Origin of the sequence: Bradyrhizobium sp., assembly GCF_004799445.1 — a bacterium.
Lineage (GTDB): Bacteria > Pseudomonadota > Alphaproteobacteria > Rhizobiales > Xanthobacteraceae > Bradyrhizobium.
This window is the reverse complement of the sequence record NZ_SSNA01000055.1, coordinates 172809-192566: the sequence shown is the minus strand read 5'-3', so window position 1 is coordinate 192566 and position 19758 is coordinate 172809. Positions and strand designations below refer to the sequence as shown.

Here is a 19758-nt window from a genome sequence, read left to right as displayed (position 1 = left end):
GAAATCAGGTATGCAGCAACTATTGCACCGGGGTGCTGCGGTGACGCAGCACCGGATTGACGAGGTTCTGGATGCGTCCTGGGACGATCTGAGATCGTTTCTGGTTTGTGCGCGATACAAAAGCTTCCGAAACGCCGCTGACGTGCTCGGTCTGACGAGCACGACCCTGATGCGCAGGATCGACCGGCTCGAAGAGCGCATCGGCTGCAAGCTGCTTCTACGCGATCAAAGCGGGCTGACGCTCAGCGAAGAAGGCGCTGCGATGATCGCGGATGTGACGGAAATGGAAAGCCACGCTTTCAACATTTTGAGGCGCGCATCCCAGTCGTCGAATGACGCCGCGGGGACCGTGCGCGTCGCCGTCACCGAGGGGCCGGGCAATTTCTGGATTCTTCCGCGCTTGATCGATTTCCAGAAAACCTATCGCAAGATCACGGTCGATCTTCGCTGCGCGATGGAGCAGGCCGACGTCGCGCGGCTGGAAACCGACATCGCCATTCAGCTTGAACCGCCGACAAATCCCGACCTGATTGTCACCAAGCTCGGCAGGCTTCACATCTATCCCTTCGTTTCCGAAGGGTACCGAAACTTGTACGGCGTTCCTGCGTCGCTCGCCGAGCTCAAGAGTCACAGAATTATCAAGCAGAGCGCGCCGCAAGTAGACGATACCGCCTATGCACGAATTTTGGGACTGACCTCGCTGGAAGGCGTCGTGGGGATCAAGACAAATTCCAGCATCGGGGTTCTGTACGCGGTGGAACGAGGGGCAGGTATAGGTTTCCTGCCAAGTTCGTCCATTGCGTTGGGCGCGCCGTTGGTCGCGGTCGACATGGACGGCTTCAGCCATCATGCCGACCTCTGGCTCACTTATCACAAGGAATTTCGCAACTCCGATCGACACAAGATCGTCATCGATTGGATCAGGAAAATCTTCGATCCCAAAGCCTACCCGTGCTTCAGGGACGAATTCGTCCATCCGAACGATCTGATACCGCTGATGACCGGGTCTCGGGAGAATTTCGGACTGGCAGGATATGTTGCCGCCAAGCCGTTCTGACGGAGCACCGCAACGGCTCGGCTGGGCGGGCGCGCGACGCTCTGCTTAACGGCAGCGCTACCACTTCAGCTCGACTCCCATCGTCCCCTGATGCGATTGCAGCGCGGCGCGAAACTTGCCGTCATAGTTGAGGTAAAGCCGCGCCGTATTGCTCAGGCTGAGCGACGCCGACGCGCCCGCGTCCGCGCCGTACCTGCTTTCTCCGATACCCTGCACCGAGATGCTCTGAGGTCCGAGGCTGACCGTGACCGCGCTGAAAGTCTGCTCGAAATTGTCGACGAATTTGCCGTAAGCGGACAGATCGACGACCTTTTGATCCACGATCCAGTAGCGACCGATTTCCGCGCCCAGCAGGAACCGCGAGCGCTCGAGCGTCGCTCCGGTCGCCGCCACCGGATTGAGACCGCCGGTCTCCTGGAACGATCCGGTCGAGGCGCGAACATATTCGAGTGCTGCCTTCGGCACGATGCGGCTTTGATCCGTATTCCAGTAGTAGCTGATCTCGGTAAGCGCGCCGTTGATCTGCGCGCGGTAACCGGCGCTGGCGTTGCCAGATCCGGTGTCACGGACTGAATCGACTTTGCCAAAACCGTGAACCAGCGCGATGGCCCAGGTCCACGGCCCCTTGTCCACCGAGGCGTTAAAGCCGAACTGGCTGAGATCGAGCGTCGCCGACTGCAGCGCCAGTGGAACGTCGATGGCGGTGCGGCTTTGGTCGACTGAAAAGCCGACGTTGACGCCAGGTGCGATGCGGGCGCCCAGCCCGGCGACGCCGCCCCAGGTCTGGCGCCGATCGCCGACGAACTCGCCCTGCGCGCCGGTCCGGCTCGAGACTCCATACGCCTCTCCCCAGGTCCGGAAAGTTGGCGCGTCCATCGCCTCCGAGGCACCGCCGCCGCCTGGATTGCTTCGCGACGCGCGGCCGAACCCGCCTGTCGCCTGGTCCCCGAGCCGCTCCAGGAAGTTGCTGCCGAGATTGGTCACCGCCGCGCCGGCCGAGAGCTCGGAATTGATCATGGTTGGTACCGGAACCGGTGTCGGCGACGGGATCGGCGTGGGCGTCGGCGAGGGAGACGGCGAGGGCGAGGGCGATTGCGCGTGAGCCGCCGACCCAGCCGCCGCCACGAGCACGAAGACCATAGCGAGGGCCCTTGCGCGCCCACGGCAGCCCCCGGTCTCCAGTGCTCGCGAAGACCGCGATCTGCAGGACATCGACGCAATTCCCAAAAAGGCGCACCAGCCCGACAAGAATGCCAAATCGCTGCCGGCCGGGGTCGATTTGCCCTCAGTTCCGAGGAAGCGTCAATCGGTTATGGCCGCCGGCTGGCGACGATTGCCGGAGCTTGTTGTTCCCAAGCCACAGCCGGCCAGGCGCGATCCCGTCGATTAACTGATTTCCCGAGCCGCGCCAGAAGCTTGCTAAGGCGCAAATTTCGTGTTGCAATCCCTGACACAATCGGATTTTGGCCGATCGGCTGTGCGTTTCGCGACTGGGAAATTGAGCAGACATCCGGAAGCCCGCTTGTGGCGTGGCACGCGATAAGCGTGACCGCGTCTTTTTTACGTCTAGACCAGGAGACAGGCGATGCAAAAAGGCACCGTCAAGTGGTTCAACCCGACAAAGGGTTATGGGTTCATCAAGCCGATGGTCGGCGATAAGGACGTGTTCGTCCATATCTCGGCGGTCGAGCGCGCTGGGCTCTCTACCCTCAACGAGAATCAGGTTATCGAGTATGAGCTTGTGGAAAATCGCGGCAAGACTTCCGCGGAAAATCTGAAGGTCTCCTAAGCTTCGTCACGATCCGCGCAAGCAATCCTGATGCACCCCTCCCCCGGCCGATGCCGGGGGATTTTGTTTTTAATAAAGCGTTTTCGAGTGAAGTGGATACCGGTTCACGTGAAGAAAACGCGTCAAATAAAAGATTAGAGCTTCGGTTCCGATTCAATCAGAACCGATCAGGCTATAGGCACGTCACGAACTCGCCGGCGAAATCAACGTACCATTCAAGCCGGTGCCGCCGTCGAGCTTGCAGATATTGCCCTCCAGACGGATTCTGCCGTTGGCGACCAGGCGTAACGCCTCCGGATAGATTTTATGTTCAATCTCGAGGATCCGCGCCGAGAGCGTATCCGGCGTATCGTCATCGCGAACCGCGACCGCACCCTGCATCAGGATAGGTCCAGCGTCGGTTTCCGGAATGACAAAATGGACGGTGGCTCCCGCGATCTTGACCCCGGCAGTCAGCGCCTGGCCGTGAGGATCGAGCCCTGGAAATGCCGGCAGCAGCGACGGATGAATGTTGAGCATCCTCCCGTACCAGCGTTGCACGAACCCGGCCGTGAACAGCCGCATGAAACCGCCGAGGCAGACCAGGTCGATCCGGTGTTCGTCCAGCGCCGACTGCAGAACCGCCTCGAACGCTGCGCGGTCTTTGCCGAACGGTTTGCTCTCGATGGTCACCGCGGGAATGCCGCTTGCCCTCGCCTTTTCGAGGCCGCCGGCATCCGCCCGGTTGGAAATCACCACGGCGATCTCGGCCGGAAAATCCTTCGTCACGGCTGCGCGGATCAGGGCGGCCATGTTCGACCCACGCCCGGAAATCAGGATGGCGACGCGGCGCTTCATGGCCTCACCATGCGGTTTCGATCTCACCATTCGAGAGCGAGATGGCCGTTGTAGACCACGCGGTGCTCGCCGGCTGCGGGGATCACCTCGCCCAACAGCGTCACGGTCTCGCCGGCCTCGACGAGAATCGCACTGACCGCTTCGACGGCGTCCGGCTTCACGATGGCAATCATGCCGATCCCGCAGTTGAACGTGCGCAGCAATTCGAGTTCGGCGATGTTCCCCTGCCCCGCCAGCCATTTAAAGACCGGCAACACCGGCAGGCGGGCAAGATCGATTCCGACGCCAAGGTGCTTCGGCAACACGCGGGGAATATTATCGGTGAAACCACCGCCGGTGATGTGCGCGAGCCCCTTGACCGCGCCGGTTTCACGGATCGCGCGCAGACATGACTTCACATAGAGCCGTGTCGGCGCCAGCAGCGCGCCGCCCAGCGTCATGACCGGCGAAAACGGCGCCTGCGCCTCGAAACCAAGGCCGGAGGTTTCGACAATCTTGCGGACCAGGGAAAATCCGTTGGAGTGAACGCCCGACGAGGCAAGGCCGAGCACGGCGTCACCGGCGGCGATATCCGGCCGCGGCAGAAGCGTACCGCGTTCGGCAGCACCGACCGCAAAGCCGGCGAGGTCGTAGTCGCCGTCCTTGTAGAGCCCTGGCATTTCGGCGGTCTCCCCGCCGATCAGCGCGCAGCCGGATTCCCTGCAACCCTCGGCGATGCCGGCAACGATCGCGGCGGTCGCCTCCGGATCGAGCTTGCCGCAGGCGAAATAGTCCAGAAAGAACAGCGGTTCTGCGCCCTGCACCACGAGGTCGTTGACCGACATCGCCACCAGGTCGATCCCGATGCCGCCGTGCAGGCCGGTCTCGATCGCGATTTTGACCTTGGTGCCGACCCCGTCGGTCGCCGCGACCAGAACCGGATCCTTGAAGCCTGCCGCCTTCAGATCGAACAATCCGCCAAAGCCGCCGATTTCGGCGTCGGCGCCGGCCCGCGCGGTGGCACGAACCATCGGCTTGATCAGATCGACCAGGCGATTGCCCGCATCGATATCGACGCCCGAATCTGCGTAAGTGAGCTGGTTTTTGCGCTCGACCATGGCCTTTTCCAGATGATGGCGGCTGGTTACGTTGGATTCCGCCGATGTGCAATGGCTCGCAACAGATGCGGGCATATACTATGTAGACAGGAACCGGTTCGGGCTGCAAAGGGCCGGATCTTTTGCAAAATCAGGCCGGTAGCCGGGAAACGACCGAGTTGAGTATTCCAAACATCATTACGCTGGGCCGCATCATTTTGGTGCCGATTATCGTCTGGGCGATTGCGTCCAGCCAGATGGAGATTGCCTTTGCGATCTTCGTCATCGCGGGCGTCAGCGACGCCGTCGACGGCTTTCTCGCCAAGCGATTCAACATGGCGAGCGAACTGGGGGCGCTGCTCGACCCGCTGGCCGACAAGGCGTTGCTGGTCTCGATCTATGTGGCGCTTGGAATCTGGGGCGCGGTACCGCGCTGGATCGTCATTCTCGTGGTCTCGCGCGACATCATGATCGTGAGCGCCGTTATTGTGTCATGGTTGTTCGGCAAGCCGATCCCGATGAAACCGTTGATGGTGTCGAAGCTCAACACGGTGGCGCAGGTGGCATTCGCGGCACTGGTCCTTGCCTCGCTCGGCTTCGGCTTCAAGCCGGTGCCGTATGATCTGATCCTGATGGGCTTTGTAACGGTCTTTACTTTGGTTTCCGTATCCCTCTATCTCGTGGAGTGGGTCCGGCATATGAGCACCATCGAGGCGCGCTAGGCTTCGACCATCGTGCCTCGATCCCCGGCATGGAGACTTGCGTGGCAGGCCGCGTCCAACCTCGTCAGCTGGCATTTGCGCTGCCCCATGCAGAGAGCTTTACGCGCGACAATTTCCTCGAGGGGCCGTCAAATGCCGCCGGCCTCGCCCTGGTCGATAGTTGGCCGGACTGGCCGAACCGCATCATGTTGCTGGTGGGACCGGAGGGTTCGGGAAAGAGCCATCTCGCCGCCATTTGGGCGGAGCAGTCAGGCGCGCGTTCGACATCGGCGCATGCGCTGACTGCGGCGGCGGTACCGGGCGCTTTGGCGACCGGGGCGCTGGTTGTTGACGACTTGAAATCGTCCGATGTCGACGAACGGGCCCTGTTCCATCTGTTGAATCTGGCGCGCGAAGACGAGGCATTCGTTCTGATCACCGCGCGGGTGCCACCGTCCGCGCTTCAGATCGAGCTGCGTGACCTGCGCTCACGGCTGCGCGCGATACCGACGGTGTTGCTGCTGCCGCCGGACGACCAATTGTTTCGCGCGCTGATCGTCAAATTCTGCGCCGACCGGCAACTCGCCGTCGACGAGGCCGTGGTGAGCTATCTCACCACCAGGATCGAGCGCTCTTATGCCGCCGTGCGGCAGGCTGTGGAACTCCTGGACACCGAAGCGTTGCGGCTCGGCCGGCCGGTCACCCGGGCGCTGGCGGCTGAACTGCTTCGCGGCAATACCTGATCGGCCCTCGCTTCGCACCTTGACGGCGCGCGTGGTCGGAACATCATGGTCATCGAAACGTCATCGCGATCACACATGGTTTGCGCCGTCTTTGCCCGGATGGCCATGCTGCCTGCCTTGAGATGGATTAGAACTTGATGGAAACCGCGCAAGCCATTGTAACTAAAGAAAAAGAATTAGATCTCGATGCCGGGGCAGGAATGGGCAGCAGCCCCGAGCGCTTCATCAACCGGGAGCTTTCCTGGCTGCATTTCAACCGCCGCGTGCTGGAGGAGTCGGTCAATCCTGGGCATCCAGCGCTTGAGCGGGTGAGATTTCTCTCGATTTCCGCCAATAACCTTGATGAGTTCTTCATGGTCCGGGTCGCCGGCATCAAGGCCCAGGTGCGCGAGGGCATCGCCGAGCGCAGTCCCGACGGTCTGACCCCCGCCGAGCAGCTTGTCCTCATCAACGAGACCGTCTCAAAGCTCGCCAGTGACCAGCAGGCGATCTGGCGCGATCTGCGCGGCATCCTGGCCGACGTCGGCATCGTTCTCGTCGATGGCCGCGATGTCACCAAGCCCGAGCGAGCCTGGATCGAGGATCATTTCCTCCACAATATTTTCCCGTTGCTGACACCGCTCGCGATCGATCCCGCGCACCCCTTTCCCTTCATCCCGAGCCTCGGATTTACCGTCGCGCTGCATCTGGCGCGGGTTTCCGATGGCAAGCCGATGAATGCGCTCATTCGCATGCCTGGCAAGATTGATCGCTTCATCCGCCTGCCCGCCGCCAAGGACGGCGCGGTACGACTGATCACGCTCGAGCAGGCCACCGGCCTGTTCATCGGCCGGCTGTTCCCCGGATATACCGTCAAGGGCCAGGGCGCTTTCCGCATTATCAGGGACTCCGAACTCGAGATCGAGGAAGAGGCGGAAGATCTGGTTCGCCTGTTCGAAACCGCGCTGAAGCGGCGGCGCCGGGGGTCGGTGATCCGGCTCGAGATCGAAGCCAAGATGCCCGAAGAGCTGCGCGCCTTCGTGCAGCGCGCGCTTTCCACCGCCGACGACGAGGTTCTGCTGGTCGATGGCGTGCTGGCGATGAACGAACTCTCGCAACTGACCCGGCTCGACCGGCCCGATCTCGAATTCGTGCCCTATGTGCCCCGCCACCCGGAGCGCGTGCGCGATCATGGTGGCGATATCTTCGCCGCGATCCGGCAGAAGGATCTGATCGTTCACCACCCCTATGAATCCTTCGACGTCGTCGTCCAGTTCCTGCAACAGGCCGCCCGTGACCCCGACGTCGTCGCCATCAAGCAGACGCTCTATCGCACCTCGAACAATTCGCCGATCGTGCGGGCGCTCGCCGAAGCCGCGGAGGCCGGAAAGTCAGTGACCGCGCTGATCGAGCTCAAGGCGCGGTTCGACGAGGAAGCCAACATCCGCTGGGCACGCGATCTCGAACGCGCCGGCGTGCAGGTCGTATACGGATTTATCGAACTGAAAACCCATGCCAAACTGTCATTGATCGTGCGCCGCGAAGGCGGCAGCCTTACGACCTATGTCCACACCGGCACCGGCAACTACCATCCCGTGACTGCGCGCATTTACACCGATCTGTCCTACTTCACTTCCGATCCGATCATCGGACGGGACGCCGCGCGGGTATTCAACTACATCACCGGCTATGCCGAACCGAGCGACATCGAGAAGATGGCGGTGTCGCCGCTCACCTTGCGCAAGCGAATGATCGAGCACATCCACGGCGAGACCGGCTATGCCCGCCACGGCAAACCCGCCGCGATCTGGCTGAAGATGAACTCGCTGGTCGATCCGGAAATCATCGACGCTCTCTATGAGGCCTCGCAGGCCGGCGTTTCGATCGAACTCGTGGTGCGCGGAATCTGCTGCCTGCGACCAGGCATACCGGGGTTTTCCGAGAACATCCGCGTCAAATCGATCATCGGCCGCTTCCTCGAGCACGGCCGAATCTACTGCTTCGGCATGGGACAGGGCCTGCCGAGCGCGAAAGCGGCTGTGTATATCTCCTCGGCCGACATGATGCCCCGCAACCTCGATCGCCGCGTCGAGGTGCTCTGTCCATTGCAGAATCCCACGGTGCATCAGCAGGTTCTCGAGCAGATCATGGTGGCGAATCTGAAGGATACCGAGCAAAGCTGGCAGTTATTGCCGGATGGGTCGTCAACGCGTATGAAGGCCGCGAAGGGCGAGGAGCCGTTCAACCTGCATAATTATTTCATGACCAATCCGAGTCTGTCAGGCCGTGGAAAGTCGCTTCAGGAATCTTCGCCGCGCCGTCTCACGCGCCGTACCGAACGCCAGCAATCGTCGTAAGGGGAATACCCTGTGAAGCGGCCGCGCAAACGCGCATCCAGCGTCGCGGTCATCGACATCGGTTCGAATTCGGTGCGCCTCGTCGTCTATGAATCGATGGCGCGCAGCCTGATCACGATCTTCAACGAGAAGGCCCTCTGCGGCCTGGGCCGGGAGGTCCAGACCACGGGTCTGCTGGCGCCGGACGCCGTCACCAAGGCACTGACGTCGCTGCGCCGCTTTCGCGCGCTATGCCGGGTCATGAAGGTCGATCGCGTGCACGCGATCGCCACCGCCGCCTGCCGCGACGCCAGCAACGGCGCGGATTTCATCGCCAAGGCCGAGCGCATCTGCGGGGTACCCATCGAAATCCTGTCGGGCCCGCGCGAAGCGAAGTTGTCCGCGCTCGGCGTGGTCTCCGGCGTGCACAAGCCGGACGGCATCGTCGGCGATCTCGGCGGCGGCTCGCTGGAACTGATCGACGTGCACGGCAACCGTGTCCGCGGCGGCGTGACGCTGCCGCTCGGAAGCCTGGCGTTGCAGGATCTATCGCACAAGTCGCTGAAGCGCGCCGAGCGCATCGTCAAGGCCGAACTTTCCGGCGTCGCCCAGCTCAAGGCAGGCCGCGGTCGCGCCTTCTACGCGGTCGGCGGAACATGGCGCGCGCTGGCGCGCATCCACATCATTCAAAGCGAGTACCCGTTGGGGGTCATGCACGGCTACTCGATACCGGCAGCAGACGCACTCGATTTCGCGCGCCGTCTGCGTCGTCTGGTATCGGCGAACATGCTGGCCAACATCGAAGTCATCGCCGATGCACGGCGGCCGCTGCTCGCCTATGCCGCGCTTGTTCTCGAATACATCATTCGCGTCGCAAAGCCGAAGACCATCGTCTTTTCGACCTTCGGGGTGCGCGAAGGTCTTCTCTACGAAAAGCTGCCCGAGGCCGAGCGCGCCAGGGACGGATTTATCTGCGCCGCGCAGAAGCTGAACGGACTGCTGTCGCGATCCGCCCGTCACGCCCAGGAATTGATCGAATGGACCGATCGTCTGGTGCGGGTCGTCAAGTTGAAGGAGACCGACGAGGATCGCCGCCTGCGCCATGCCGCCTGCCTTTTGTCCGACATCGGTTGGCGGGTGCATCCCGATCACCGCGGCGAAGAGACGCTCAATCTCATCACCAACGGCAACTTCGGCTCGATCAGCCACCAAGGCAGGGCGTTCGTGGCGCTGTCGGTGTTCTATCGCTACGCCGGCTTGAGCGAACAGAACGAACCGCCGGCGATGATTCAGAAGCTGGTGCCCCCGGCGATGGTCGAGCGCGCCCGCCTGCTCGGCGCCGCATTCCGCGTCGCCCATCTGATATCGGCAGCGCGGACCGGCGTATTGCCGGCCACGCATTTTCGCAGCAACGGCCGCAAGCTGATGCTGGTGTTCGAGCACAGGCTGGTCGATCTGGTCGCCGATCGCGTCGGCAGCCGTTTCAAGCAGCTCGCGCGGCTGGTCGGCCGCTCCGGATCGATCGTAAGACGGTGAAACCGATCGCATCGGTCCGGTGACGGCGCCCCCCCGCGATCGCGTTTAGGGCCGCTCGATCGGCTGAACCACCTCGCCGCCATCCGGCAGCGCGAGCTGTTCGACTTGCTGGCGCTTGCGCCTTCGCCATACCGACCCCATCAACAGCACGGCCACCACGCCGAGCACTGAAGCGAGGTATTCGTCAAGGTCTGCACCCAGACTGAATTGCGATGATACGCCGAAAATCGCCGATTTCGCATCGAAATTGAGTGCGATCGTGCCATCGAGAAGCCGGTGCAGCACCGGCTGCACGGCCGGATCGCTCGCGATCACATCTCCGGCGATCCACCCGAGCAAGATTGCGCCCAGCCAGATCAGGATCGGAAACCGGTCGAGCACCATCATGATCAGCGCCGCACCGGCGATAATCATGGGAATGCTAATGGCAAGGCCGAGGATCAACAGCGAGAGACGACCGTTCGCGGCAGCCGCGACCGCGATCACATTATCCAGGCTCATGATGATGTCGGCAATGACGACGATGCGGATCGCGTGCCAGAGCGTGGTGCCCGCGGCGATTTCATCGCCCTCGTCTTCGGGCACCAGAAGTTTGGCGGCGATGACCAGCAGCGCGATGCCGCCGGCGAGTTTCAGATAGGGCAAAGCCATCAGCGTTGCCACGATGCCGGTGAAGGCGATCAGCAGCACCACGGCAATGCCGGCGCCGATGATCATGCCCCACAGTCGGTGCCGGCCGTGCAGGCCGCGGCAGGCCATCGCAATGACGAGCGCGTTGTCGCCGGACAACAGCACGTTGATCCAGATGATCTTGCCGACCGCCAGCCAGAACGCCGCCGTTTGCATGTCGGTCTGAATTTGCGTGAAAAAGGCCCCGATGTTTGCGGGATCGACGACCTGCAGCAGCCCGTTCACAGCCTACCCCCTTGGGCCGCAAGCCGACGCCCGCCGCGGCTATCGTCGGACTAGATTGCGCGCCAACCCCGGTGTCAATCAGCCGACGATTTCGTTGCCCGAGAAAAACTGGGCGATCTCGATCGCCGCCGTGTCGGGCGCATCGGAGCCATGCACCGAGTTTTCGCCGATCGATTTTGCGTGCAGCTTGCGGATGGTGCCGTCCGCCGCCTTGGCAGGATCGGTCGCGCCCATGACGTCGCGGTGCTTGAGGACGGCGTTTTCGCCTTCGAGAACCTGAACGACCACCGGGCCGGAAATCATGAAATCGACCAGCTCGCCGAAGAACGGACGCGCCTTGTGAACGGCATAAAAGGTCTCGGCCTGTTCGCGGGTCATGCGAATACGCTTCTGGGCGACGATGCGAAGCCCGGCCTTTTCGATCAGCGCGTTGATGGCGCCGGTCAGATTGCGCGCGGTCGCGTCCGGCTTGATGATGGAAAAGGTACGTTCGATCGCCATGATTTCGTCCTTGAAAGCGCTAAGGGAAGTTGCGGGCTTATATCGGCGCCGTCGGTGCACGGCAAGCGATCAGGTGAAATGCCGCAGATCGCCCCGACCGCTCATCGATGCCTGGAATTACAACAATTTCACCAAGATGAACCCTTTCTGAAACGGTCGTCCCGGTTTCGTTCACCCTCAAGGGCGCAGGCTCAATCGACCGAACGCCTCGACGCTTGGGGCGCTTCGGGGCAGTGCTTCACCGATGGCGCCCACAGCGCCGAACCTTAAGGAGACGACTATGTTACGCAAACTCTCGCTTGTTGCGGTTGCCGCGGCTTCGCTGGGTGTGGCCGCGCTGGCGCCAACCTCCGCCTCCGCCTGGGGTGGTTGGCACGGCGGTTGGCATCACGGATGGGGCGGTCCACGCTTCTTCGTCGGCGGCCCGGCCTATTACGGATACGACTATGGCTATGGCGGCTGCTACGTGCGGCGATTGGTTCCGACGCCGTGGGGACCGCGCTGGCGGCTGATCAACCGCTGCTATTGAGGCGAATTGGCAATTAGCCAGTCAAAAGGCCCCGGTCCCGTGGTGACCGGGGCCTTTTGCCGTCCGATCATGGACAGTTCGCAATATTCATTCGAATTTTACCAAAAAGGAGGGGAATTCATGCGCGACCCGAAACAAAGTCCCCCTCAATTACTTGGTCTGGCGTCACCTCGTTACAATGAAATGACCACGAAGCGGAACTCGTCATGAACAGCCGAATCACCGACGACAGCGAACCGATTGATCGCGATACCAGCCGATCGATCTGCGACGCAGTAGGCGAACGGTTGCAGCAGAGCCTTCGCCCGGAGCCGTCGCGCCTGTCGTCCCACCTCCAGCATCTGCTCGACGAACTGCGCAGGCGCGACGAAAGCGGCAGCCGAAAAATGCCGAATTAGGCTGAATATCGCGGAAAAAGCGGCGGCGGAGACCTTGCTTCACCCGATCGCAACATACGGGTTGCGTTTTTCGGCGGCTGCGGTGAAAAGCCCGCATGCTTTCAATTACCGACATTTCGGTCCGGATTGCCGGGCGGCTTTTGATCGATCACAGCTCAGCTCAGATCGTGCCCGGCGCGCGCGTTGGCTTCGTCGGCCGCAACGGCGTCGGCAAGTCAACGCTGTTTCACGCGATCCGCGGTGAACTGCCCACCGAAACCGGCACCATCTCGATTCCCCCGCGCTGGCGGGTCGGCAGCCTCGCGCAGGAGGCACCCGACGGCCCGGAAAGCCTGATCGAGGTCGTATTGAAGGCCGACCTCGAGCGCGAGGCGCTGATGCGCGAAGCGGACACCGCGCACGATCCCACTCGCATCGCCGACATTCAAACCCGGCTGGTCGACATTGACGCCCATTCGGCCCCTGCGCGTGCTGCCGCCATCCTCAGCGGCCTCGGATTTTCCGCCGCCGATCAGGGCAGACCCTGTTCGGAATTTTCCGGCGGCTGGCGCATGCGCGTCGCGCTCGCCGCGACGCTGTTTTCCGCGCCCGATCTGCTGCTGCTGGACGAGCCCACCAACTATCTCGACCTCGAGGGCACGCTTTGGCTCGAGGATCATCTGGCGAATTATCCCCGCACCGTGATCGTCATCAGCCACGATCGCGACCTGCTCGATACTTCGGTCGATCAGATCCTGCACCTCGATCGCGGCAAGCTGACGCTCTACAAGGGAACCTACTCCTCGTTTGAAGAACAACGCGCCACGCGGGAAATGCTGGACGCCAAGCACGCCAAGCGGCAGGCCGACGAACGCAAGCGGCTGCAGGCTTTCGTCGACCGCTTCAAGGCCAAGGCATCGAAAGCCCGCCAGGCCCAGTCCCGCGTCAAGATGCTGGAACGAATGAAACCGGTGACCGCGCTGGTGACGCAGGACGTGCGCGAAATCTCGTTTCCGGTGCCCGAGAAGATGCTGTCGCCGCCCATCATCGCGGTCGACGATGTGTCGGTCGGCTACGATCCGAAGCGGCCGGTGCTCAATCGCGTCACGCTGCGCATCGACACCGACGACCGAATCGCCCTGCTCGGCTCCAACGGCAACGGCAAATCAACGCTGGTCAAACTGCTCGCCAACAAGCTGGCGCCGTTCTCCGGTCACGTCACCCGCGCGGAGAAACTCTCGGTCGGATATTTCGCGCAACACCAGGTCGACGAGCTCAACCTCGACGGTTCGCCCTACGATCACGTTCGCAAGTTGATGCCGGATGCGCCCGAAACCAAGGTACGCGGGCGCACCGGCGCGATCGGCTTTTCGGGCAAGGCCGGCGACACGCTGGTCAGGAGCCTGTCGGGTGGCGAGAAAGCGCGGCTGCTGCTGGGGCTTGCGACCTTCTTCGGGCCCAACATGATCATTCTGGACGAGCCCACCAACCATCTGGATATCGACAGCCGCGCGGCGCTGGCGGAAGCGATCAATGATTTTCCGGGCGCGGTCATCATGGTCTCCCATGATCGTTATCTGATCGAGGCCTGTGCCGACCAGTTGTGGGTCGTGGCCAATCATGCCGTCACGACCTACGACGGCGACCTCGATGATTATCGTCGGATGGTGCTGTCGGCGCGTGGCATGCGCGCCAATTCGCGCGACCGCGGCAGCAATAATCGCGACAAGCCTCAGCGCAACCCTGCTGAAAAGCGCGTACCGCTGAAGCAGAAGATTTCAGACGCCGAAGCCGAAATCGCGCGCATCAGCGGCATCATCGCCAAGATCGATACCGCGCTCGCGCTGCCGGATCTGTTCAAGCGCGACCCCAAACAGGCCGCCCAGCTCAGCAAGGCACGCGCCAGTGCGGCGAGCGCCTTGCAGCGGGTCGAGGAAGAATGGCTGATGGCGAGCTCGCAATATGACGAGGCCCCCGGCTGATCCGGGTTGGCGCCGGTCGAGGACGACCGGCAGAGCCGCGATCAGGTCGCGGCCGGCTTCTTTTTCGCCTTGGGTTTTGCGGTCTTTGGCTCCGCCACCGGATCAGACCCGCGCTCGATCGACGTCAGACGCCCGGATGTAAACGTATAGATTCCGGCGCGCTGTCCCCGCGAATAGTTGACGACCGCCACCCGATCGCCACGGGGATTGTTGGAGATATTGACGCTGTCCGGTGCGCCAATTCCGCGCACGACATCGCATTCGGTATGGCCAAGCGCGACCGTTCCGGTGGTCGACGCGGTTGGCGCGGCGGCTGCGCCGTCGGACAGAGCGTTGGCATTTGCCGGCATGCCGGCGGACGCCATTCCCGGGCAGGAGCCCTCGGCACTGACCAAATCTTCGGAAATGACGGGTTTGTCGGGGGTCAGGGGCGGCGTTTCGATCGAGACGTTCTTGATGAAAAGCCTGCCGCTACGCGAAAACCACTCCGCATCCTTCGACAAAAGATCGGACGAAAAGATATCGGACGGCGTGGCTGCACAGCCCGCGATCAGGGGGGCAAACAGCAGCAGCACCAGCATTGATTTCCGGTGACGGTATTTGTCTCGCACGATCAACTTGGTCCCATCCCGCCCTAAGCGATTGTCCCACCATCACTTTGCGGCGTCACCGTGGCTATATACAAGGTCACGGTCGGAAACTTTAGACTATCATTATTTAGATTATCATTAATCGCGCCAACCCGCTATTCGCGCCGCTGCCACCGGCCCCTCTCGTCGGCCTGCCAGTAGGTGACCTCAAAACCCCGCGTCTTGCAATCGGTCCAGGCGCTCCGCGCGGCGGCGAGCGCATCGCCATCGTCGCCGTTGAACACCAAAACGACCCGATCATAGGCAGCGGAGTCCGCCGGCAAAGCGGCGCTGTCGACCAAAAACCTGATATTGGCGCGATTCGGGTTGCTTTCCTCCACCGCCAGCACGATCGGCTGATCCTCTGCGTCGCCGGCGCGCCAGGTGGCGTGCGGCAGGAACGAATCTTCGCGATAGGTCCACAAATGAGCGTCGAGCGCGTCGGCACGCTCGGGCGATGTCGACTGCACGACGACCCGCCAGCCACGCTCCAGCGACTTTTCGAGCAAAGGCGGCAGGACGCTTTCCAGGGTCATGTCTTGCAGGTGATAGAACAGAACTTCCGTCATCGGGTTTTCAGCTATTTCCTGGCTTCGTAATACTCCGCGACCAGCCGATCGAGCAGCCGAACGCCATAGCCCGAACCCCAGCTTTGATTGATCTCGGTTTTCGGCGCGCCCATCGCGGTTCCCGCAATATCGAGGTGGGCCCAAGGCGTTCCGTCAACAAAGCGCTGCAGGAATTGCGCCGCGGTGATCGATCCGCCGTTGCGGGTGCCTGTGTTTTTCATGTCGGCGAACTGCGAATCGATCAGCTTGTCGTATTCCGGGCCAAGCGGCATGCGCCAGACCCGTTCCCCCGTCGCCAGTCCAACCTTGCTCAACCGTTCGGCCAGTTCGTCGTTGTTGGAGAACAACCCCGCATATTCGGTGCCGAGCGCAACCATGATCGCACCAGTAAGCGTTGCAAGATCGACCATGAATTTCGGCTTGAATTTCTTCGCCACGTACCAGAGCACGTCGGCCAACACCAGCCGGCCCTCAGCGTCGGTGTTGATGATTTCGATGGTCTGGCCGGACATCGAGGTCACGATATCGCCGGGACGCTGCGCGTTGCCGTCGGGCATGTTCTCGACCAGGCCGATGGCGCCGACCACATTGACCTTCGCCTTCCGCGCGGCCAGTGCATGCATCAATCCAACGACGCAGGCTGCGCCGCCCATGTCGCCCTTCATGTCCTCCATGCTTGCCGCGCCCTTGATGGAGATGCCGCCGGTATCGAAACAAACGCCTTTTCCGATAAAGGCGACAGGCTGATCGCCGCGTTTGCCGCCATTCCAACGCATGATCACGGTGCGGCCGGGCTGCTTGGAGCCCTGGGCAACACCGAGCAGCGCGCCCATTCCGAGTTTCGTCATGGCCTTGACGTCGAGCACGTCGACGCCAACGCCGAGTTTGCGCAACGCTGCCGCGCGGCGGGCGAATTCCACCGGGAACAAGACGTTGGGCGGCTCGTTGACGAGGTCGCGCGCGGTGATGACACCGTCGACAATGTGGCTGGCTGGAGCGAAAGCTTTTCGCGCCGCAGCCACGTCGCCAACAGCGACCGAAACATCGGCGCGCAAGGCGGCCTCCTCCTCGCCCTCCTTTTTCTTGGTCTTGTAGCGGTCGAATTTATAGCCGCGCAGCCGCAGGCCCGATGCGAGCGCGGCTGCCTGATCGGGCTTCATCGGGCCTGTGGGCAAGTCCGCAACGATCGTCACGGCGTCGTTCCCGGCCCGCAGCTTGCCGGCCGCCGTGCCGCCCAGACCGAGAAAATCGTTGTCCTTGAGCCCCGCAAGCTTGCCGACGCCCATCACGATCAGGCGTTTGGCCTTAAGGCCCTCCGGCGCCAGAATATCGAGCGCGGCCCCGCTTTTTCCCTTGAACCGGTTGGTTTCGGCAGCCCGCCTGACCAAATCGACCGCGGCGCCCAGCATCTTGCGGGTCGCCGCGCCCAATTGCATCGTATCGTCACAAAAAACCACGAGGATTCCACGCGGGGCGGCGGAAAACGGGACGAAGCCGACCTTGACGGCGTCGGGCATAGGTAAATCCTCCAAAATCAGGGCTATCGCTGGGTCGGGGACCCGCCGAGCGGCTGCGAATGTTCTCTTCTCGGCTGCGATAGACATCCGTCAAGAGCAAGCTCGGCGCACTATGGCCCGTCCGCCGCCGCGCTGCCAAGCATCCCCGTGGCCGAAGGGCCACATAAGGCGAATTATTAACCATATCGTAAGGGTGCCATGGCCCAGCCATTTTGTTGACGGATCAAAGGGATGGTAGTGAGAGACTAAGCCAGCCGGAACCACGGCGGCCCGACCAAAGGGGATCCCGGTCTCGGGATTGGTCGCGGGCCGCAATTCCAGTGCGCAAGGTGGGGATCGTGCGGTAGCGATGGGGTCGATCGACAAGTATATCTTTCGCACGACGCTTGCGTCGTTTGCGCTGGTTCTGGTCAGCCTGACGGGGGTGATCTGGATTACGCAGGCGTTGCGTGGCATCGACCTCATGACCAGCCAGGGTCAAACGATCCTGACCTTCCTTGGCGTTACCAGCTTGGTCATTCCGGCGCTGGTCCTGATCATCTCCCCGATCGCCTTGATGATCGCGATCTCCCACACGCTGAACAAGCTCGCGACCGATTCGGAAATCATCGTGATGAACGCGGCCGGCTTTTCGCCGCTGCGGCTGTTCCGCCCGTTTATCTACGCCACCGTGGTGGTGGCGGTCATGGTGGCGTTTATCGCCTCCTATCTCGCCCCCGATGGCATGCGCCGGCTCAAGCAATGGGATGCCGAAATCACCGCGGACGTACTGGCCAACATTCTGCAACCCGGCCGCTTCGCCCAGCTCGACCAGAACCTGACCATCCGAATTCGGGAGCGGCAACCTGGCGGCCTGCTGGTCGGCATCTTCATCGATGACCGCCGCGATCCGAAGGAACGCGTCAGCATCGTCGCCGACCATGGAACGGTCGTGAAGAACGAAGGTGGCTCGTTTCTGATCCTTGAGGACGGCAATCTCGAACGTTTCGAGGCCGGCAAGCGTGATCCGGCGCTCGTTGCATTTGGCCGCTATGGTTTCGACATGTCGAAATTCTCGAATCAGGGCCACGACGTCGCGCTGGGCATTCGCGAACGCTATCTTTGGGAGCTGCTCTCGCCGGCGCCGGACGATCCGGTCTACGAACAGTTGTCCGGACAATTTCGCGCCGAGTTGCATGACCGATTCATGGCGCCGATCTATCCGTTCGCATTTGCGGCCCTCACCTTTGCCTTTCTCGGCGCACCGCGCACGACGCGGCAAAGCCGAAACTTCTCGATCGGCGGTTCAATTCTCGCCGTGTTCGGGCTGCGCATGGCGGGATTCGCCTGCTCGGTCATGGCGGTGAAAACACCGCTCGCTCCGGTCGTTCAATATCTGATGCTGGCCGCCGCGATCGGCGCAAGCCTCTGGATCATCATCGGGGGTATCGTCATAGAGCCGCCGGCTACGTTGATGGAAGCCATCAACAAATCGAACGCGCAACTGCTGCGGCTGTTCGGGCGGCCCGCCACCGCATGAGCATGATCACCAACACACTTGGGCGCTATTTTGCCGGCCGCTTTGTGGTTTCGGCACTCGGTGTGTTTGTCAGCATCTTCGTGCTTCTGGTGCTGGTCGATTACATCGAAATGGTCAGGAAGACGTCGGGGCTGGTTGATGCTTCAGCAATCACGGTCGCGGAAACCTCGCTGTTCCGCGTGCCCCAACTGCTCGAAAAGATGATGCCGTTCTGCATCCTGATCGGTGCGATGACCTGCTATTTGGCGCTTTCGCGGCGACTGGAACTCGTGGTCGCGCGGGCGGCCGGCGTTTCGGCGTGGCAGTTCATCGCGCCGGCGCTGGCAAGCGCGATCGTGCTCGGGGTCCTGGCCACGACGGCTTACAATCCGATGTCGGCAAATCTGCGCGAAATCTCCAAACGGATGGAGGCGGAGTTGTTCGGATCCGCGCCCGGTGGCGGCGTGCAGGATGCGTCCGGTTTCTGGATCAATCAGGTCAACAATGACGGCCAGGCCATCATCAATGCCGCCCGCAGCGAGCAGCAGGGCGTTCGGCTGACCGGGCTGACCGTGTTCCGATTCGACAACGACTACCAGTTCAAGGAGCGGATCGAAGCCCAGGAGGCCACCCTTGAAGAGGGACACTGGCTGTTCAAATCCGCGCGGCGCTATACCCTCGACGGACCACCGGTCGACCAGGACAGCTTCTTGCTGGGAACCAGCCTGACGCCGGCCCAGGTCCGGAACAGCTTCTCCACCCCCGAAACTGTGTCATTTTGGCAACTGCCGGGCTACATCCGATCGTCTGAAAGTTCGGGATTCGCGACCGCCGGTTACCGATTGCAATACCACAAGCTGCTCGCACAGCCGTTTTTACTGGCTGCGATGGTCATGCTGGCCGCGGCCGTCAGTTTGCGGTTCTTCCGATTCGGCGGCGTGCAAAAGATGGTTTTGAGTGGCGTGGGAGCAGGCTTTCTGCTCTACGTTTTGTCGAAAGTAACTGAGGATTTGAGCAAGGCTGAGTTGATGCATCCGATCGCTTCGGCGTGGCTGCCCGTTTGTGTGGGCGGCCTCACCGGCTTTTTGGCCTTGTTGTACCAGGAGGACGGGTAGTGGCCGTTGTCGCCGCCCGCCAAGTAAGGTCGCCTGCGTCCCGGCGGCGCGCGGTTGTGCGCCGCTATCGTG

At 62.0% G+C, this 19758-nt stretch carries 19 protein-coding genes; 11 read left to right on the top strand and 8 right to left on the bottom strand.

Features of this window, described 5'->3' with window-relative positions:
- The first annotated feature begins 10 nt into the window (after positions 1-10).
- Complete coding sequence (locus E8A46_RS06610; RefSeq protein WP_291558936.1) at positions 11-1057, top strand: LysR family transcriptional regulator; 1047 nt, start codon at positions 11-13, stop codon at positions 1055-1057.
- Between the two features lie 57 nt (positions 1058-1114).
- Here the strand turns inward: E8A46_RS06610 and E8A46_RS06605 are convergent, their stop codons facing one another.
- Complete coding sequence (locus E8A46_RS06605; RefSeq protein WP_291558935.1) at positions 1115-2197, bottom strand: autotransporter outer membrane beta-barrel domain-containing protein; 1083 nt, start codon at positions 2195-2197, stop codon at positions 1115-1117.
- Between the two features lie 445 nt (positions 2198-2642).
- Here E8A46_RS06605 and E8A46_RS06600 point away from each other — a divergent pair, with 445 nt between their 5' ends.
- Positions 2643-2846 (top strand): cold-shock protein, encoded by a 204-nt coding sequence (locus E8A46_RS06600; protein ID WP_291558933.1) that lies wholly within the window; start codon positions 2643-2645, stop codon positions 2844-2846.
- Between the two features lie 183 nt (positions 2847-3029).
- Here the strand turns inward: E8A46_RS06600 and purN are convergent, their stop codons facing one another.
- Positions 3030-3683, bottom strand: a complete 654-nt coding sequence (gene purN, locus E8A46_RS06595; RefSeq protein WP_291558931.1) for a phosphoribosylglycinamide formyltransferase — start codon at positions 3681-3683, stop codon at positions 3030-3032.
- A 23-nt stretch (positions 3684-3706) separates the two neighbouring features.
- Complete coding sequence (gene purM / locus E8A46_RS06590; protein ID WP_291558929.1) at positions 3707-4780, bottom strand: phosphoribosylformylglycinamidine cyclo-ligase; 1074 nt, start codon at positions 4778-4780, stop codon at positions 3707-3709.
- A 158-nt stretch (positions 4781-4938) separates the two neighbouring features.
- Here purM and E8A46_RS06585 point away from each other — a divergent pair, with 158 nt between their 5' ends.
- The 4 genes from E8A46_RS06585 to ppx all read left to right on the top strand — a co-directional run bounded on the left by E8A46_RS06585 (position 4939) and on the right by ppx (position 10054).
- The gene (locus tag E8A46_RS06585; protein ID WP_291558927.1) at positions 4939-5481 is read left to right on the top strand and encodes a CDP-alcohol phosphatidyltransferase family protein; all 543 of its coding nucleotides are present in this window, start codon (positions 4939-4941) and stop codon (positions 5479-5481) included.
- Between the two features lie 41 nt (positions 5482-5522).
- Positions 5523-6203: a DnaA/Hda family protein gene (locus E8A46_RS06580; RefSeq protein ID WP_291558925.1), complete on the top strand. Its 681-nt coding sequence runs from the start codon at positions 5523-5525 to the stop codon at positions 6201-6203.
- Between the two features lie 137 nt (positions 6204-6340).
- Positions 6341-8539, top strand: a complete 2199-nt coding sequence (locus E8A46_RS06575; protein ID WP_291558923.1) for an RNA degradosome polyphosphate kinase — start codon at positions 6341-6343, stop codon at positions 8537-8539.
- A gap of 12 nt (positions 8540-8551) precedes the next feature.
- Positions 8552-10054, top strand: coding sequence for an exopolyphosphatase (ppx, locus tag E8A46_RS06570; protein ID WP_291558922.1), 1503 nt, complete (start codon positions 8552-8554; stop codon positions 10052-10054).
- A 45-nt stretch (positions 10055-10099) separates the two neighbouring features.
- Here the strand turns inward: ppx and E8A46_RS06565 are convergent, their stop codons facing one another.
- Together E8A46_RS06565 and ndk are read right to left on the bottom strand one after the other, a co-directional pair.
- Positions 10100-10969 carry a TerC family protein gene (locus tag E8A46_RS06565; RefSeq protein ID WP_291558920.1) on the bottom strand — a complete coding sequence of 290 codons (870 nt, stop codon included), beginning with the start codon at positions 10967-10969 and terminating at the stop codon, positions 10100-10102.
- A 78-nt stretch (positions 10970-11047) separates the two neighbouring features.
- Positions 11048-11470, bottom strand: a complete 423-nt coding sequence (gene ndk / locus E8A46_RS06560; protein WP_291558918.1) for a nucleoside-diphosphate kinase — start codon at positions 11468-11470, stop codon at positions 11048-11050.
- Positions 11471-11750: 280 nt separating this feature from the next.
- Between ndk and E8A46_RS06555 the strand changes: the two genes are divergently transcribed.
- The 3 genes from E8A46_RS06555 to E8A46_RS06545 all read left to right on the top strand — a co-directional run bounded on the left by E8A46_RS06555 (position 11751) and on the right by E8A46_RS06545 (position 14358).
- Positions 11751-11999 (top strand): sulfur globule protein precursor, encoded by a 249-nt coding sequence (locus E8A46_RS06555; protein WP_291558916.1) that lies wholly within the window; start codon positions 11751-11753, stop codon positions 11997-11999.
- A 206-nt stretch (positions 12000-12205) separates the two neighbouring features.
- The gene (locus E8A46_RS06550) at positions 12206-12397 is read left to right on the top strand and encodes a hypothetical protein (protein ID WP_291558914.1); all 192 of its coding nucleotides are present in this window, start codon (positions 12206-12208) and stop codon (positions 12395-12397) included.
- Positions 12398-12492: 95 nt separating this feature from the next.
- Positions 12493-14358 (top strand): ABC-F family ATP-binding cassette domain-containing protein, encoded by a 1866-nt coding sequence (locus E8A46_RS06545; protein ID WP_291558913.1) that lies wholly within the window; start codon positions 12493-12495, stop codon positions 14356-14358.
- A 41-nt stretch (positions 14359-14399) separates the two neighbouring features.
- Here E8A46_RS06545 and E8A46_RS06540 read toward each other — a convergent pair whose 3' ends face one another.
- The 3 genes from E8A46_RS06540 to E8A46_RS06530 all read right to left on the bottom strand — a co-directional run bounded on the left by E8A46_RS06540 (position 14400) and on the right by E8A46_RS06530 (position 17073).
- A complete protein-coding gene (locus E8A46_RS06540; RefSeq protein WP_291559009.1) occupies positions 14400-14939 on the bottom strand; it encodes a hypothetical protein in 540 nt (179 codons plus the stop codon).
- A gap of 164 nt (positions 14940-15103) precedes the next feature.
- Positions 15104-15556, bottom strand: a complete 453-nt coding sequence (locus E8A46_RS06535) for a DNA polymerase III subunit chi (protein ID WP_291558911.1) — start codon at positions 15554-15556, stop codon at positions 15104-15106.
- Positions 15557-15567: 11 nt separating this feature from the next.
- The gene (locus tag E8A46_RS06530; protein ID WP_291558909.1) at positions 15568-17073 is read right to left on the bottom strand and encodes a leucyl aminopeptidase; all 1506 of its coding nucleotides are present in this window, start codon (positions 17071-17073) and stop codon (positions 15568-15570) included.
- Positions 17074-17422: 349 nt separating this feature from the next.
- On the opposite strand from E8A46_RS06530, the gene lptF reads away from it, so the two are divergent.
- Together lptF and lptG are read left to right on the top strand one after the other, a co-directional pair.
- On the top strand, positions 17423-18592 hold the full coding sequence (lptF, locus tag E8A46_RS06525; protein WP_291558908.1) for an LPS export ABC transporter permease LptF: 1170 nt from the start codon (positions 17423-17425) through the stop codon (positions 18590-18592).
- Complete coding sequence (gene lptG / locus E8A46_RS06520; protein ID WP_291558906.1) at positions 18589-19686, top strand: LPS export ABC transporter permease LptG; 1098 nt, start codon at positions 18589-18591, stop codon at positions 19684-19686. The genes lptF and lptG overlap by 4 nt, the downstream gene beginning before the upstream one ends.
- Positions 19687-19758 lie beyond the last annotated feature (72 nt).

Excerpts from the sequence above, each read along its gene's own strand:
- E8A46_RS06610 (WP_291558936.1), top strand. The coding sequence starts at position 11 with ATGCAGCAACTATTGCACCGGGGTGCTGCGGTGACGCAGCACCGGATT.
- E8A46_RS06605 (WP_291558935.1), bottom strand. The coding sequence starts at position 2,197 with ATGGTCTTCGTGCTCGTGGCGGCGGCTGGGTCGGCGGCTCACGCGCAA.
- E8A46_RS06600 (WP_291558933.1), top strand. The coding sequence starts at position 2,643 with ATGCAAAAAGGCACCGTCAAGTGGTTCAACCCGACAAAGGGTTATGGG.
- purN (WP_291558931.1), bottom strand. The coding sequence starts at position 3,683 with ATGAAGCGCCGCGTCGCCATCCTGATTTCCGGGCGTGGGTCGAACATG.
- purM (WP_291558929.1), bottom strand. The coding sequence starts at position 4,780 with ATGGTCGAGCGCAAAAACCAGCTCACTTACGCAGATTCGGGCGTCGAT.
- E8A46_RS06575 (WP_291558923.1), top strand. The coding sequence starts at position 6,341 with ATGGAAACCGCGCAAGCCATTGTAACTAAAGAAAAAGAATTAGATCTC.
- ndk (WP_291558918.1), bottom strand. The coding sequence starts at position 11,470 with ATGGCGATCGAACGTACCTTTTCCATCATCAAGCCGGACGCGACCGCG.
- E8A46_RS06555 (WP_291558916.1), top strand. The coding sequence starts at position 11,751 with ATGTTACGCAAACTCTCGCTTGTTGCGGTTGCCGCGGCTTCGCTGGGT.
- E8A46_RS06550 (WP_291558914.1), top strand. The coding sequence starts at position 12,206 with ATGAACAGCCGAATCACCGACGACAGCGAACCGATTGATCGCGATACC.
- E8A46_RS06545 (WP_291558913.1), top strand. The coding sequence starts at position 12,493 with ATGCTTTCAATTACCGACATTTCGGTCCGGATTGCCGGGCGGCTTTTG.
- E8A46_RS06540 (WP_291559009.1), bottom strand. The coding sequence starts at position 14,939 with ATGCTGGTGCTGCTGCTGTTTGCCCCCCTGATCGCGGGCTGTGCAGCC.
- E8A46_RS06535 (WP_291558911.1), bottom strand. The coding sequence starts at position 15,556 with ATGACGGAAGTTCTGTTCTATCACCTGCAAGACATGACCCTGGAAAGC.
- E8A46_RS06530 (WP_291558909.1), bottom strand. The coding sequence starts at position 17,073 with ATGCCCGACGCCGTCAAGGTCGGCTTCGTCCCGTTTTCCGCCGCCCCG.
- lptF (WP_291558908.1), top strand. The coding sequence starts at position 17,423 with ATGGGGTCGATCGACAAGTATATCTTTCGCACGACGCTTGCGTCGTTT.
- lptG (WP_291558906.1), top strand. The coding sequence starts at position 18,589 with ATGAGCATGATCACCAACACACTTGGGCGCTATTTTGCCGGCCGCTTT.